This window comes from Chryseobacterium geocarposphaerae, from assembly GCF_002797535.1.
GTDB lineage: Bacteria > Bacteroidota > Bacteroidia > Flavobacteriales > Weeksellaceae > Chryseobacterium > Chryseobacterium geocarposphaerae.
The window spans coordinates 1,873,004-1,887,175 of record NZ_PGFD01000001.1; the positions used below are offsets into that span (position 1 = coordinate 1,873,004).

A 14,172-nucleotide genomic window follows, 5' to 3' on the forward strand; every position below is an offset into this window, starting at 1 on the left:
ATTCTTTTTAAAACACAATATTCCCTTGATGAATCAAAGATTCCACATGAGAAATTCTTGAAACGGCTTCCGCAGAACAGCTTGCATTTAAGAACACCAAATCTGCCTGATCGCTAACTTTTGGCCACTGCTGATTCCCTTTATCATCCAATGGTAAAACATTTGCCGTCGCCAGTTTCAGGCTTCTTGATAATAAGAATTCTGTAGATTGTCCATACAACTGAGCCATTAAATTTGCTTTTTGCAACACACTTCCCGTCCCGAATGTATTCCAGTGATCAACAATACTGTCATTCCCGGTCAATACTTTCACGTTATGCTTATATAAAGTCGGAATCGGCATAATTAAGCTGCCAAAAGGAATCGTAGAAACAATCCCTATTTCCGCATTGCCCAGCTTTTCTGCAACTTCTTCCTGTTTTATTTTCTCCAGTTTACCTAAAACAAAACAATGACTTAAATAAGTTTTTCCTTTCAACGAAGGATTTTCGTTGACTTTATCAATTAAATACTCAACCGTCTTCAAACCGGATTCTCCGCTTTCATGCAAATGAATATCAATTCCCTTTTTGTTATCTAACGCCAACTGAACCGTAAAATCGATTGTTTTTTCTATCGCTCCGTCAATAGTAAAAGGATCTACTCCACCAATGAAGTCAATATCCATTTTCGCGGCTTCCTTCAGATACGGAACAGAATCCGTATAAAATACTCCGTGCTGTGGAAAAGCCACCAGTTCCGCTCCGAACGTTTCCTTTTTATTTTCTAAAGCTTTCTGCAGATTCTTTAAAGACTGCAATTTGGAGGTAGGCTCAATATTCACGTGGCTTCTTGCAAAGGAAGTTCCTTTTGACTGCAATAATTCAATCATCTTTTCTGCCTTAAATGTTGAATTTTTCAATAACTCAGGCATCATTTGCTGTTCGAGAGCAATCATTCCTTTCACTCCGCCGACTCTCCTTCTTACAGCCTGCCATTTTTCACCATAGAAAGTTTTATCCAGATGAATGTGCATATCTCTGAAAGCCGGAAGCATTAGAAATCCTTTTGCATCAATAACCTTTGCATTAGGTTGATTGGGAGAAATCTTTGTGATTTTCCCATTTTCAATTTCAATATAAAATAAATCGGTTTTTGTAGCTATCACTTCACCTTCTTCATATTCAAAACCTGTTTCAAGCCGAACGTTTTTTAAAGCTAATTTTTCCTTTGAAGAAATAGCTACATCATTAAAAATTGAAGTTGCCCCCATCATATTTGAAGTTAAAGCCAATCCTGCTATTGCCAAAGCTGAATTTTTAAGAAAATCTTTCCGTGATATGCTGCCTGAAGTGTTCATTTCCAAATTATTTAGAACAAATCTAGAAAGAATGAAAAGGAATTATTGGTATGAATTATTGTATTCTCTGTACGATTTATCAGAAGTAAATTTTTCTTTTTATAAAAGATATACTAATCAATTATTTTCAGAATGCATTATTGCTCATCATAATCTTAGAATCAGTAAAGTGAAAATAGTAATAGTTTACACAAAAGAACAATAGCTTGATGATCTCTGGCAACAGTATTCCTCAGGTTAGATTTAAGATTTCTTGAGATATAAGAAATAAATGTTAAACATAAAAGAATACTTCTCATTGAAGAAGTATTCTTTTTTACTCTGCTTGTTTTAAAAGATTGGAATATTTTTAGGATATAACCACAATATAATCATTATTTGTTCCACCTGTATAAAAAGAAGTTACAGATATATTAGCATCAGAATACGTCATCGGGTAAGTTAGTATCATATGCGTTCCACCAGGCGATTCTATTCTTGCATCATAGTTCACAGAAAATCCTCCTGATGGCAAACCATTATTAGGTTCCCAGTATTCCACTTGCATACCTCCCCAACCCGTTAAAGTTCCAAATGGAGTGTTTAATGCCGGGCTTATAGATGGTAGAGTTAAATAAGATGTTGTAGCAGCTGTTGCTATCCACCAATTATTTATTGGAACAGATGACAGATGAGAATTCATATATTTTCTGTAAGAAGTTATATTACGCCCCAAAGGATCTCCTACAGGATAAATATTATCACTAAATGGGCCACTCAACGCAGGAAAAGAACCGTTATTAGTAGCACTAACGTGCCCACCCATCATAAATTTACTATAATTCAGAATCTGCATCTCATCGGTCGCAGCATACGGAGGACCTTGAGCATTAATAAAATAAATTGAACCTGATGCCAGCAAAAGTGTTAATAGCTTTTTCATAGTAGTATTTTAATTATTTGATTTTACTTTTGTTCTATATATTGCGATATTTTCCTGATAAATTCTTAGTCCTTTTTCTATTATATCCCTTTTACTAAGTCTTTGTAATTCCACCTCAGAGATCCCTTTATCCAAAGCCAATTGTGTAGCAGCAGGTAAAAGAATCTTGATTCCCTCTTCATTAAGCAACTTATTTTCGCCAACATATCTTTCACCTCCTTTGCTAATAGCTTTTAAAGCACTTTCAAAATTATTGACAGCATCAGCTTTAAGGGTTTCTACTGTTTCTGGAGTTTCTACAGCTTGTCTTTGCTCATTTTGGCAACTCACCATGAGTGTACCGATAACTAAAGCAATAAATGCGATTTTTTTCATGATTTTTAATTTTGTAATTAATATTTTTTAAAGTTCTATTTTAAAAGAATGATGTCTATTATTGATACTAGGATAATTGAAAAGCCAAAAAATTAGAGCTTACCATTGCAACAAAATTGTTAGTGGAAATTTTAGATCAAGAAAGATTTTATTAAAAGATATGTTGTGATTCTCAAGGAAGGAATCATCTTTCGAAGCAATAAAAATTAGATATAGTTTTTTACTATACAATTTAAACAAAATTGTATTTCTCATATTATGATTTGGTTATGGATATTAAAGTTTTATCATAAGTAAAACTCTTTTCAAAAATATATAAAATAATTCACTTATGAGTAAATTATTTTATTTTTAAACAAAAAAAAACTCTAAAGGAGCTTTGTACCAATGCACAGCAAACAAGTGCATAAAAAAGGATGAAGTAAAAACCTCATCCTTTTGATATCTTAATTCGAATATTCAAATTTTCTGACTGCTTCCAACGTCATATCAATTTCTTTGTCTTTAATTGCATCACTAATGAAATACGTTTCATAGCCACTTGGCGGAAGATAGATTCCGTTTTGTAATAGCTGATGGAAAAAATTATTGAACAGCGAATGATTCGCATTCTGAGCTTCATCAAAATTGGAAACTCTGTTGATATGGAAGAATACAGACATCATAGATCCTTTTCTGTTGATCTTATGCGCGATTCCTTTTTCATTTAAAATTTTCCCGATTTCAAAATCTAAGGTTTCTGTCGTTTTGGCTAATCTGTTGAAGAATTCAGGATCGTTTTTGATAATCTGCAAAGTTTTCAAACCAGCTCTCATTGCCAAAGGGTTTCCGCTCAATGTTCCTGCCTGGTAAACTCCTCCTTTAGGTGCTAAATGATCCATGATTTCATTTCTTCCTGCAAAAGCACCAACCGGAAGTCCGCCTCCGATTACTTTACCATATGTTACCAAATCAGCTTTTACATTGAAAAGCTCCTGAGCACCTCCAAAAGCCAATCTGAAACCTGTCATTACCTCATCGAAAATCAATAAAGTTCCATTCTCATCACAGATTTTTCTCAATTTCTGAAGGAATTCATTTTCAGGAAGAACACACCCCATATTTCCGACTACAGGTTCTATAATTACCGCTGCAATCTCGCCCTGATTATGTCTGAACAGATCTTCCACCTGCTCAAAATCGTTATATCTTGCCAATAAAGTATCTTTTGCTGTTCCCGCAGTCACTCCCGGAGAATTTGGATTTCCAAATGTCGCTGCTCCGCTTCCTGCCTTAATCAGAAAAGAATCTGAGTGACCGTGATAACAACCTTCAAATTTTATAAATTTATCTCTTCCTGTGAATCCTCTTGCCAATCTGATGGCACTCATACAAGCTTCGGTTCCTGAAGAAACCATTCTGATCTGGTCGATATTCGGAACATTCTCAGTAATAAATTTTGCGATCTCAGTTTCCAGTTCAGTCGGTGCTCCGAAAGAAAAACCTTTTTCTGCCTGGATTTTTAATTCTTCCAACACTTCCGGATGGGTGTGCCCCAAAATAGCGGGTCCCCAGGAATTTATATAATCAATATACGTATTATCATCAGCATCTGTAAGATAAGCGCCTTTTGCAGATTTCATAAAAACAGGAACTCCTCCTACTGATTTGAATGCACGAACCGGAGAATTGACTCCGCCGGGAATGTATTGGTAAGCTTCATCAAATAAAGCCGAGCTTCTTTGGTATCTCATATCTTTTATAGTGGTAAAATTAATAATTGCTAGTCAGTGGTCAATATTAACCATCAACTAGCAATCATCAATATATAAATTAAATTAGTTTCTGGGTTTTTTATCAATTAAATAAATCAGCTGTCCGGCTGAAGGTTTCTGTCCTTCATCCATTCTGTTTTTTGCATATAATTTATTCAATTTAATTCCGAATTTCTGAGCAATGTCATGCATATTTTCGCCTGATTCTGCCTTGTAGGTAGGAGTGTTTCCGTCTGAGTTTTTAGATTCAAGGAAAATAATATCGTTTTTGTGCAACACATCAGATTCCAGTTCATTCCATTTTAAAAGTTTGCTTTCGCTTATTTTAAATTTATTGGCAATGAACTGCACATTGGTATCTTCCGGAATGATGATATATTTTAAGCCGTCATTTGGGTGGCTTTTAATCAGAATTGAATTAAGGATTTCCGCTTTTGTTTTAATCTTCTCTACCCTTTTCTGCTGCTGAGCATAAGAAGTCGCCTTATAAGGAACTTCTACCGTAACCGGCTCTTTCGATTTTTTTACAGCTTTTGAAGGCTCAAGCTGTGCCATAAACGTTCGGTCATCTTTCAGATCCGGATACATTTTCAGAACAGCGTACAGAACTTCTTTAGAATTGGTATCATCAAATTCATATAACCTATACTTTTCAATTTTCCCGATCAGGATTGAAGCATAACGCGGATTAGTAGCATAACCTGCTTTTTTCAAACCTGTTGCCCATGCTTTATAATCTTTCATATCAAGATTAAACAGATTCGCATAATACTTTCTTGTTGATAAAAATATGGAGTGATCTTCGTATGATTGCCTCGGATCATCGTATACACGAAAACATTCGTTGGGAGCATCATCGGTATGCTTCATTGTTTTCCCGGTCCAATCTTCTTTACACTTTATCCCGAAATGATTTTTTCCCTCCTGAGCCAGCCGGCTTTGACCGCCTCCGGTTTCCAAAAGTCCCTGTGCAAGCGTGATAGAAGCCGGAATTTTATATTTTTCCATTTCCTCTACCGCGTATTTTGCAAATTTTTGGATATATTGATCTTCAGTTGCCCAGGTCTGAGCTGAGAATTTTGATAAAACTAAAAGGCTAATTAGTAAGAAAAGTCTTTTCATGTTTTTCAATTTTACTTATATAATTAAATTTCTATTCTGTTTTCGTAAAAGCAGATTTGCTCCCTCAATTCCCTGCAATCCACCGGTATGAAAGCACAAAATCCTGCTATTTTCAGGAAAATATCCTTCATCAATCAGTTCAAAAATCCTCTGCATCATCTTTCCTGTATATATCGGTTCCAAAGGAATTCCGTATCGCTCTTTAAAGCCATTGATAAAACGGATGTTTTCATCATTTATTTTACCATAACCTCCAAAACTTGAATCTATTAGATCAAAATTTCTTTTCAAAGTTAATTCAAATATTTTATTCTCCAATGAAGAATCCTTTACCGCCTTAAAACCTATAACTTTCTGATTGTCTTCACAAAATTTTAAAATTCCGGCAATCGTTCCTCCGGTTCCAACGGCGGTGCAAAGATAATCAAAATCTTTTGTTTCATCATTCAGCATCATTTTCACCCCGTTTACGGCATCTTCATTGGTTCCTCCTTCCGGAACAATTAAGGCTTCAGGAAATTCTTCCTGTAAAGATTGGATAAGTTTTTCTTTATCCCGGTATTCTTCGCGGGTGACAAATCTGAAACTCATCCCGTTTTTCTCTGCAAAAACTAAAGTCGGATTATCTCGCCATTTATCCTGCAGCTCTTCTCCTCTGATAATTCCCAGAGAAGGAATATTCAACATTTTTCCTACTGCAGAAACCGCAGAAATATGGTTGGAAAAAGCCCCTCCAAAAGTTATTATAGCTGGATTTTCAGGATTTTTTTCTATATAGTTGTTAATATTAAAAAACAACTTCCAATACTTATTGCCCGAAATCTGAGAGTTGATAAGATCCTCTCTTTTTATAAAGAGTTTCACCTTTTTCACAACAGGAATTTCAATAATAGGGATATGTATTTTCGGGAGTTTCATTTACTACAAATTTCCTGAATTTATTTTAAATGATAATTTTTAAATTAGTTAAACAAAACTTAAAAATGTAATTATGAAAAAATCTGCTGTTTCCATTCTTACTGTACTTATTATTCTTTCTATTACCGGAGCAATTTTCTATATGGTTTCGGGAAATTATTTTCCTTTGAATTCAGAATTGGATAATTCCGATAAACAAAACGATAAAATGATCAGTATGTTTAACACCGAAATTGACAAAGAGATACAGGATCATACTCAAAGTACCATGCATCCGGGTTACATTCCCGAAGCCAGACAACATACAATTGATTATCTAAAAACCATACGATCGATTGAAAGCTATGCCCGCTACGGCGCAAAATCTACCCAGCCCAGAAATTATATCGAATTAAAAATCACTTTTGCTGACGGAACTGTTGCAGAAGACATTTATACCGGGCATCCCTGTAATGCTTATATGGGACCTTGCTTGGTGATGAAGGTGGAGATGCAAGATGGAAAAGCAGTGAAAGTCTTCACAAACGGACAAGAGAAGAAAGGTTCGCCCGACTGGGTAAAGCCTGATATTAACATCATGATTGACAAAGCAATTTCATATGATATTGACAGAAATCATGACCACTATTTTGAGCCTCAAAAGACTCAGCAAGATTTTGATAAGGAATGGGAAAATCAGAAGTAAACTGATTACAAATATTTCCGGAATCCCCACAATCTCCTTTTACTAAGATAAGCCAAATCCGACTCATTCGTATAAGCTTCCCTCTCAAAAGAGATTCTTCTGTAGGCTAAATCCTTATTTTTTAGCTTGAATAGCCAGTAATAATATTCAAACACATAAAAAATGTAGAAAAAAATCACCAAAAGCTCTATTTGTTGTCTTAAATGGATTTTTTCATGATTGATAAGTATATTATTTTGTTTATCTTCGGGTTTCCTAATGAAGATAAAGGGAAAAAGAGCAATGCCATTAATTTTTAATCTTTTTAAAGGCTTTTGGCATATAATTATCATAATAACAAATATAAAGTTTTTTGACTTAGAGATTTAACCTATGGCACTTTTTGACATCAAAGAAGGTGAAGATTTTTACTACAATGAACAAGGGTACAAAGTTTTTACAGAAAAATTTCACCTGAAAAGAGGATATTGCTGTAAGAGTGGCTGTAGACATTGTCCTTACGGATACGATAAAAAGACCGATACATTCATTAAAAACGATAAAAAAAATAAATAAAATGAAAAAATATATTTTTATTTTGTTAGCCACGGCTACTTTGGGTTTAACATCTTGTAGTCCGTTCAACGTACGTTCTGATTATGCTGATACAGCAAATTTTACTTCATATAAAACTTATAAATTAAGAATTGATGATCTAAAATTAAATGACATTGATAAAGACAGAGTTTTAAATGAATTGTCGAGACAGCTTCAAAGCAAAGGTCTTCAGTCCGGTGAAAATCCTGATCTTATCATTAATGTAAAAGCAAACCATAAAAAGATTACCGACATCACGAACAATTCTCCTTACGGAATGTATGGTTGGGGTGGTCCTTTCGGATGGGGTGTCGGAATGAGCAGAACCTGGACCAGCAATTACAATGAAGGAGCCATTATTGTAGATTTCGTAGATGCAAGAACCAACAAATTGGTTTGGCAGGGGATCGGAAGCGGAATTTCTGTAGATTCTCCGAAAGCAAAACAAAGACAGATTCCTGAAATCATGGCAGAAATCATGAAAAACTACCCTCCTCAGAAAAAATAGATTTAAATCAATCAAATATAGTAAAGTCAATACAGCTTTTGTATTGACTTTTTTTGTGGTAAAAAGAAAAGACTGCTCAATTGATGACAGCTTTTCATATGAAATTTAAAAAAATTAGTTCTTGATTGATTTGAACGACTTACTCGTTCCGTTTTTAAAATGCAAAATCACAAAATAGACTCCTTTTTCCAGCTCTGATAATGCTATTGCTTCAGATGGTTTTTCGACTGTTCTTATCAGTCTTCCTGCAGCATCTGTAATGGTAACGGTTTTCAGATCTTTAGTTTCTGAAATATTCAGCACATCATTAAACGGATTTGGATAAACCGTTATTCCTGTCTGAATTGTACTTTCGCCTGTAGACAAATTCTGGATTTGCTCCCAAACGGCATCGTCCCAATAATGGCCGGCAAAAGAAGTTCCCGGATTTCTGATTGCCATTCTCGCTCCGGGAGGAACAGTAGTGGGAACCGTAAATATTCTTTCTGCTGCAGCGTCATTATAACTTGTATTATTGATATTGATCGGCTGAAGGGCTACAAAGGTATTGGCATCAGCAGCATCTGTAACATACCCGAATTCAAGGTAACCGGCTGAGTTCGCTTTCATCTTCACTCTGAACTGATGAGTTCCTGCATTGATATTTGAAACCGGGGGCATGACAACGATAGAGACCGTTCCCGTCCCATATCCGAACTGATAGATCTGGCTGGTTCCTGATGCAGGTTGCGTACTTGAAATAATCTGACTTGCATTATTCAGTCTTATGCTATTCCAGCATGTAGGTACAACTCCCATCGTACAGCAGGAGTAAGCATCAAAGTTTTCTGAAAATTCAGTCACCGGATTGCATTGTGCATTGATGAACAAAACCCCACAAAATGTACCGATTATGGGTAAATAAGTTCCATGTAATAAATTTTTAATCATTCTAAATAAAAATAATAATGCGAATTTATGCAATACATTAGATGTGGCAATATTAATTTTACATGATTTTTATCAACAATAAAACCTTATTTCTGTTAGAGAATTAAAATAAATAATGTAAAATATTAACAATTTTGTAATTTAATATTTATAAAATTGTATTAACCTTACAAAAATAAATATTATGAAAAAAATCTTCTTTTTCTTAGGCTTTGCCTTTCTGGCAAAAGCTCAGGCTCCGGCCGGATATTATAATTCTGCCAATGGCTTAACCGGAGCTAATCTAAAAACGGCTTTAAGCACCATTATTACCAACGGACATCAGGATAAAGGATACAACGGGCTTTGGACAGGTTATAAAACCACTGATATTGATAAAAATTATGAAAATGACGGTTCTATTTTAGATATCTATTCAGAGAAACCGACTACGACAGATCCTTATAAATATACACCGGTAACCAATCAGTGCGGAACGTATTCAGTAGAAGGAAATTGCTACAACAGAGAGCATATTGTTCCACAAAGCTTATTTAATGAAGCTTCACCAATGGTTTCAGATATTCATTTCATCAGAGCTACAGATGGGAAAGTAAATGGAATGAGATCTAATTATCCGTTTGGAAAGGTAGGAACAGCTACTTTCACTTCTAAAAACGGTTCAAAACTTGGCAGTTCTGCTTCTTCGGGATATTCAGGAACAGTTTTTGAGCCTATTGATGAGTTCAAAGGGGATGTAGCCAGAATGATTTTTTATTTTGTAACCCGTTATCAAAACAAACTTTCATCTTTTACTTCAGGAAATATGTTGGGAAGTTCTGCTTATCCGGGATTACAGACCTGGGAGCTGAATGTGCTATTGGCTTGGCATAATCAGGACCCTGTTTCTCAGGCTGAAATTAATAGAAATAATGCCTCATATACTTACCAGGGAAACAGAAATCCTTTTATTGATAATCCGAGTTATGTAAATTTAATCTGGGGGTCTCAGCAACCTGCTACGGACACACAGGCTCCAACCGCTGCTACAGGTCTGGCTGTTTCAGGAACTACATCAAGCAGTATTTCTCTTACATGGAATCCGTCAACAGATAATGTGGGTGTGACTTCTTATAATGTTTATATGAATGGAAGTTTGAAAACTACGGTAAGTTCTACTTCGGCAACAATTTCAGGCTTATCTTCTTCCACTACGTATAGTTTTTATGTTGTAGCCAAAGATGCTGCAGGAAATTCTTCTTCCAACAGCTCAACCGTTTCAGGGACGACATCAGGAACCATAACTCCGCCAACCAATTGTGTGAATGAAACTTTTGAAAGTATTCCAACTTCAAGCTCATCATCTTACCTGACTAGAACATGGACAAATAATGGAATTTCATGGACAGCCACCGATGCAAGAACGGATCAGACAATATCTAATTTAGCAATTACGGTAAGAGATGGTTCTCTAAAATCAAATACATCTGCTAATGGAATCGGTTCATTAACTGTGACTACCCAGCTTAAATTTACCGGAACCAATGGAACATTTAATGTTCAGGTAAACGGCGTAACGGTAGGAACAATTCCTTACAGTACAACAGCAACGACGACAACAATCAACAATATTAATACTTCCGGAAATGTAGTTGTTACTTTAACTAACAGTTCATCCACCAACCGAGTAGCCATTGACAATTTGAGCTGGACTTGCTATAGCGGAACTTCAAGAATAGCAAACAGCAATACACCTAATTTAACCACTGAAAATAATAGTTTAAAGATTTCTCAGAATCCTATTTCTAATCAGGAAATTTTTGTAAAAGGTGAAACGGAGAATATTCAAAAAGCTGAGATATACAATCTTCAGGGAAAACTAATGCAAACTATTAATCAGCCTTTTAAAAATAATAGAAATTCAATTAAAATTAAAAATCTGGAACAAGGAGTTTATATTTTAAAATTAGATCAGTCCCTATTAAAGTTTATTGTGAAATAATATTAAACTCAAAAACTAATAACCTTTTAACATAAAAAAGACTGTCTATTTCTAGGCAGTCTTTTTTTATGAATGTTGATTGTGGTGTGTATTTCTTAAGCTGATGGCCAAAGTCCTTCATAAGCAGAGTTACCATAGTTGATTTTCTCTGCACTTACCGTAAAACTAATCAGCATAGAGTTTTCATCTACTGCATCAAAGTCTACTTCATGCTGAATTACATACCCGTTTTCCCAGTTCAAAGTAATCAGTGTTCCTTCTTCGTGAGATTTGTTGAATGTAATTTCTCCACTTGTAGGCTTATATTTTCCGTTCAGTAAGCTTTCCAGGATATCAGATTTTTCTGTTGCTTCTACAGTAAGCTTAATAAGTGCGTTAGAAGGATCTGAAGCTACTCTTCCCGATACGTCTGTTGATCTGGATACGCTGTAGTTCAGCTTTAATAATTTTTGACCTTCTCCTCCGTTGAATTTTAGAATTCCTCTTGAATTTGCTGCCATGATCTGTAAATTTTAATCGTTAATATTTCGTGATTTGGTGATTTTAATGAGACAAAGATATAGTCACTCATCTGATCGCGAAAACTTTTAACCATCAATTTCAAATTTTGTAGTAATTCTACGATTCTTTGTAGTAATTCTACGATTGCACACTATTTCGGTTATTTGGGAAGTTCGGAGCTACTGTTTTTAACAACAAAAGACCACTTACTGTGGTCTTTGTTGTTGAATTATAATTTAAATTAACGTCCCTGTATTTCTCTAATCCTTTCTTGTAGCAGCTGCGGATCAGAAAGTGCATCTACGCCAATTACAGTAATAACATAAATAAAATAAATAATTGAAAGAATGTTTAAAACCAGTCCAATTATACAAAGAATTCTACCTGTATTTAAATTACTATAGTTATCATATTCGCCGGGATTCTGTTTATACAGCTTCAAATCTTTTCCGGCAAGTACAAGTCCGATGATTGAAGCAATAAGTCCTACAACACCATAACAGCAACAAGTTATGATAGATACAATTCCTAAAACAAGTACTGCCGTAGCATTAGGTAATTTTTGTTGATTCATAGTTAAAATTTTAATGTTTGTGTTATATATAAATAAAAAAATGTTTATAAAAATAAGCAACCACCATGATTACTGAATTAATAATTGCTAAAGAAATAATTGCAGTGCCATAATTTCTTTTCTTATCAATAAAATTTACCCCAACCACGCACAAAAAAAGTAATAAAGTGTACACAGCCGGGAACATATGAAAAGCATCAGCAAACCGACCTTCAAAAACCATTACGATTGCTCTCTGAGCACCACAACCAAAACATTCTATTCCCAGAAATTTTTTGCTTGGGCAAGGCAACATAAAGTCTTCGATTTTCATATTTAATTTATTTTGACGGCTCTAAATTAAGAAGAAATTTTTGCCCTCAAATACTGATGTGGAAAAAAAGATTCTTCATTCATTTCAAACGAACCTTGTACTGCAATATAAGGATTCCTAAGAATTTCCCTTGCTACGAATATAAGGTCAGCGTCTCCTTTCTGCAGAATTTCTTCAGCCTGTTTTACTTTCTTAATCAGTCCTACTGCTCCTGTTTTTACTTCCGCTTTGTTTTTAACTTCAGAAGACAAGGGAACCTGATAACCATCAAAAACAGTAATTTTTGCTCCGTGAATATTTCCCCCACTGGAAACATCAATCAGATCTACACTATACGATTTTAGGATTTTTGCCAACTCTACACTATCTTCAATATTCCAGCCGTTTTCAGCATATTCTGTTCCTGAAATTCTGACAAAAAGAGCTACATTTTCATTTAATTCCTCATTTACGGCTTCTACAATTTCAAGTAAAAACCGAACCCTGTTTTCAAAGCTTCCCCCATATTCATCTGTTCTGATATTAGAAAGTGGTGATAAGAACTGGTGGACTAAATATCCATGAGCCCCATGAATTTCAACAATGTCAAAACCTGCTTTCACAGCTCTTCTTGCCGCATTTTTAAAATTCTGAACCTGTTCTTTAATTTCATCCACTGTCAAAACATGAGGAATTCTTTCAGTAGGATGATAAGGAATAGGACTTGGAGCTACGGTTTCCCAACCTTCTTCCACCGGAATCTGAATATTATTCCAGGTAGAGCCTTTTCTCCCTGCATGAGCAAGCTGGATTCCTATTTTACTTTCAGAATTCTGATGCACAAAATCAACGATTTTCTGAAGTTTTTCGGCCTGCTCATCATTCCAGATTCCCATACAGTGATTCGTAATTCTTCCCCGAGGTTCTACTCCGGTTGCTTCCACCATAATAAGTCCTGTTCCTCCTTGTGCACGACTTCCGTAATGCACAAAATGAAAATCATTAGCCAATCCGTTTTCGCAAGAATACATACACATTGGAGACATTACCCAACGATTCTTCAATTCCACATTTCTAAATTGTATTGGTGAATATAACATTGTTTATTTTTTAAGTTTTAAAATTACAAATTTAGTCTAGTAAAAATGTATTGCCTACGTTACGAAAAAGGATTAATTTTATCCCCCTTTTTTAAAGAAGACATGAGAAAAGATATACATATTGGTTATGAGCATTTCAAAAACAGCAATGAGCTGAGTGAAATCGAACAGGCGCTTTTTGAAAAAGCCAAGTCGGCAAGAGAGAAAGCTTATGCTCCTTATTCGGATTTTTTTGTGGGATGTGCCATACTTTTGGAGAATGGAGATATCTTTTCGGGAAGCAATCAGGAAAACGCAGCGTTTCCTTCGGGGCTTTGTGCGGAAAGAACAACGCTTTACTGGGTTGCCGCAAATTTTCCTAATGAAAAAATTAAAAAAATCTTTATTGTAGGAGGTCCTAAAGAATTTTCTGAAAACAACCCACCTATTCCACCTTGCGGATCATGCCGACAAAGTATCATAGAATATGAAACCAAGCAAAATGAAAATATTGAACTTTATTTTGCCAATTTAAACGAAGAAACCATCAAAGTACATTCTATAAAAGATCTTCTTCCTTTTTCTTTTGACGGAACTTATTTATAGGCCTTTTAAA

At 35.0% G+C, this 14,172-nt stretch carries 17 protein-coding genes; 5 read left to right on the top strand and 12 right to left on the bottom strand.

Annotation, left to right across the window (positions count from 1 at the left end; translation table 11 throughout):
• Nucleotides 1–7: 7 nt before the first annotated feature.
• The 6 genes from CLV73_RS08300 to CLV73_RS08330 all read right to left on the bottom strand — a co-directional run bounded on the left by CLV73_RS08300 (nt 8) and on the right by CLV73_RS08330 (nt 6,430).
• Nucleotides 8–1,339 carry an amidohydrolase gene (locus tag CLV73_RS08300; RefSeq protein WP_100376366.1) on the bottom strand — a complete coding sequence of 444 codons (1,332 nt, stop codon included), beginning with the start codon at nt 1,337–1,339 and terminating at the stop codon, nt 8–10.
• Nucleotides 1,340–1,688: 349 nt separating this feature from the next.
• A complete protein-coding gene (locus tag CLV73_RS08310; protein ID WP_157798759.1) occupies nt 1,689–2,240 on the bottom strand; it encodes a hypothetical protein in 552 nt (183 codons plus the stop codon).
• A 30-nt stretch (nt 2,241–2,270) separates the two neighbouring features.
• Nucleotides 2,271–2,636 (bottom strand): hypothetical protein, encoded by a 366-nt coding sequence (locus CLV73_RS08315; RefSeq protein WP_100376369.1) that lies wholly within the window; start codon nt 2,634–2,636, stop codon nt 2,271–2,273.
• Nucleotides 2,637–3,082: 446 nt separating this feature from the next.
• Complete coding sequence (gene hemL, locus CLV73_RS08320) at nt 3,083–4,369, bottom strand: glutamate-1-semialdehyde 2,1-aminomutase (protein ID WP_100376370.1); 1,287 nt, start codon at nt 4,367–4,369, stop codon at nt 3,083–3,085.
• A gap of 84 nt (nt 4,370–4,453) precedes the next feature.
• Entirely contained in the window at nt 4,454–5,512 is a 1,059-nt protein-coding gene (locus CLV73_RS08325) for a glucosaminidase domain-containing protein (protein ID WP_100376371.1), read from the bottom strand.
• Between the two features lie 15 nt (nt 5,513–5,527).
• Complete coding sequence (locus tag CLV73_RS08330) at nt 5,528–6,430, bottom strand: 1-aminocyclopropane-1-carboxylate deaminase/D-cysteine desulfhydrase (RefSeq protein WP_100376372.1); 903 nt, start codon at nt 6,428–6,430, stop codon at nt 5,528–5,530.
• Nucleotides 6,431–6,503: 73 nt separating this feature from the next.
• Here CLV73_RS08330 and CLV73_RS08335 point away from each other — a divergent pair, with 73 nt between their 5' ends.
• The gene (locus CLV73_RS08335; RefSeq protein ID WP_100376373.1) at nt 6,504–7,115 is read left to right on the top strand and encodes a hypothetical protein; all 612 of its coding nucleotides are present in this window, start codon (nt 6,504–6,506) and stop codon (nt 7,113–7,115) included.
• 5 nt (nt 7,116–7,120) lie between these two features.
• Here CLV73_RS08335 and CLV73_RS19125 read toward each other — a convergent pair whose 3' ends face one another.
• The gene (locus CLV73_RS19125) at nt 7,121–7,447 is read right to left on the bottom strand and encodes a hypothetical protein (RefSeq protein WP_100376374.1); all 327 of its coding nucleotides are present in this window, start codon (nt 7,445–7,447) and stop codon (nt 7,121–7,123) included.
• Between the two features lie 40 nt (nt 7,448–7,487).
• On the opposite strand from CLV73_RS19125, the gene CLV73_RS08345 reads away from it, so the two are divergent.
• Both CLV73_RS08345 and CLV73_RS08350 read left to right on the top strand, forming a co-directional pair.
• The gene (locus CLV73_RS08345; protein ID WP_066441318.1) at nt 7,488–7,670 is read left to right on the top strand and encodes a DUF5522 domain-containing protein; all 183 of its coding nucleotides are present in this window, start codon (nt 7,488–7,490) and stop codon (nt 7,668–7,670) included.
• Between the two features lies 1 nt (nt 7,671).
• On the top strand, nt 7,672–8,199 hold the full coding sequence (locus CLV73_RS08350) for a DUF4136 domain-containing protein (protein WP_100376375.1): 528 nt from the start codon (nt 7,672–7,674) through the stop codon (nt 8,197–8,199).
• Nucleotides 8,200–8,313: 114 nt separating this feature from the next.
• Here CLV73_RS08350 and CLV73_RS08355 read toward each other — a convergent pair whose 3' ends face one another.
• Entirely contained in the window at nt 8,314–9,129 is an 816-nt protein-coding gene (locus CLV73_RS08355; protein WP_100376376.1) for a T9SS type A sorting domain-containing protein, read from the bottom strand.
• Nucleotides 9,130–9,313: 184 nt separating this feature from the next.
• On the opposite strand from CLV73_RS08355, the gene CLV73_RS08360 reads away from it, so the two are divergent.
• On the top strand, nt 9,314–11,110 hold the full coding sequence (locus CLV73_RS08360) for an endonuclease (protein ID WP_100376377.1): 1,797 nt from the start codon (nt 9,314–9,316) through the stop codon (nt 11,108–11,110).
• Nucleotides 11,111–11,205: 95 nt separating this feature from the next.
• Here the strand turns inward: CLV73_RS08360 and tssD are convergent, their stop codons facing one another.
• The 4 genes from tssD to namA form a co-directional block, all read right to left on the bottom strand.
• A complete protein-coding gene (tssD, locus tag CLV73_RS08365) occupies nt 11,206–11,610 on the bottom strand; it encodes a type VI secretion system tube protein TssD (protein WP_185116762.1) in 405 nt (134 codons plus the stop codon).
• Nucleotides 11,611–11,852: 242 nt separating this feature from the next.
• Nucleotides 11,853–12,185, bottom strand: a complete 333-nt coding sequence (locus CLV73_RS08370) for a CCC motif membrane protein (RefSeq protein WP_100376379.1) — start codon at nt 12,183–12,185, stop codon at nt 11,853–11,855.
• Between the two features lie 22 nt (nt 12,186–12,207).
• A complete protein-coding gene (locus tag CLV73_RS08375) occupies nt 12,208–12,498 on the bottom strand; it encodes a DUF2752 domain-containing protein (RefSeq protein ID WP_100376380.1) in 291 nt (96 codons plus the stop codon).
• A 26-nt stretch (nt 12,499–12,524) separates the two neighbouring features.
• A complete protein-coding gene (gene namA, locus CLV73_RS08380) occupies nt 12,525–13,577 on the bottom strand; it encodes an NADPH dehydrogenase NamA (protein WP_100376381.1) in 1,053 nt (350 codons plus the stop codon).
• Between the two features lie 102 nt (nt 13,578–13,679).
• Here namA and cdd point away from each other — a divergent pair, with 102 nt between their 5' ends.
• Nucleotides 13,680–14,162, top strand: a complete 483-nt coding sequence (gene cdd, locus CLV73_RS08385) for a cytidine deaminase (protein WP_100377024.1) — start codon at nt 13,680–13,682, stop codon at nt 14,160–14,162.
• The last annotated feature ends 10 nt before the right edge of the window (nt 14,163–14,172 follow it).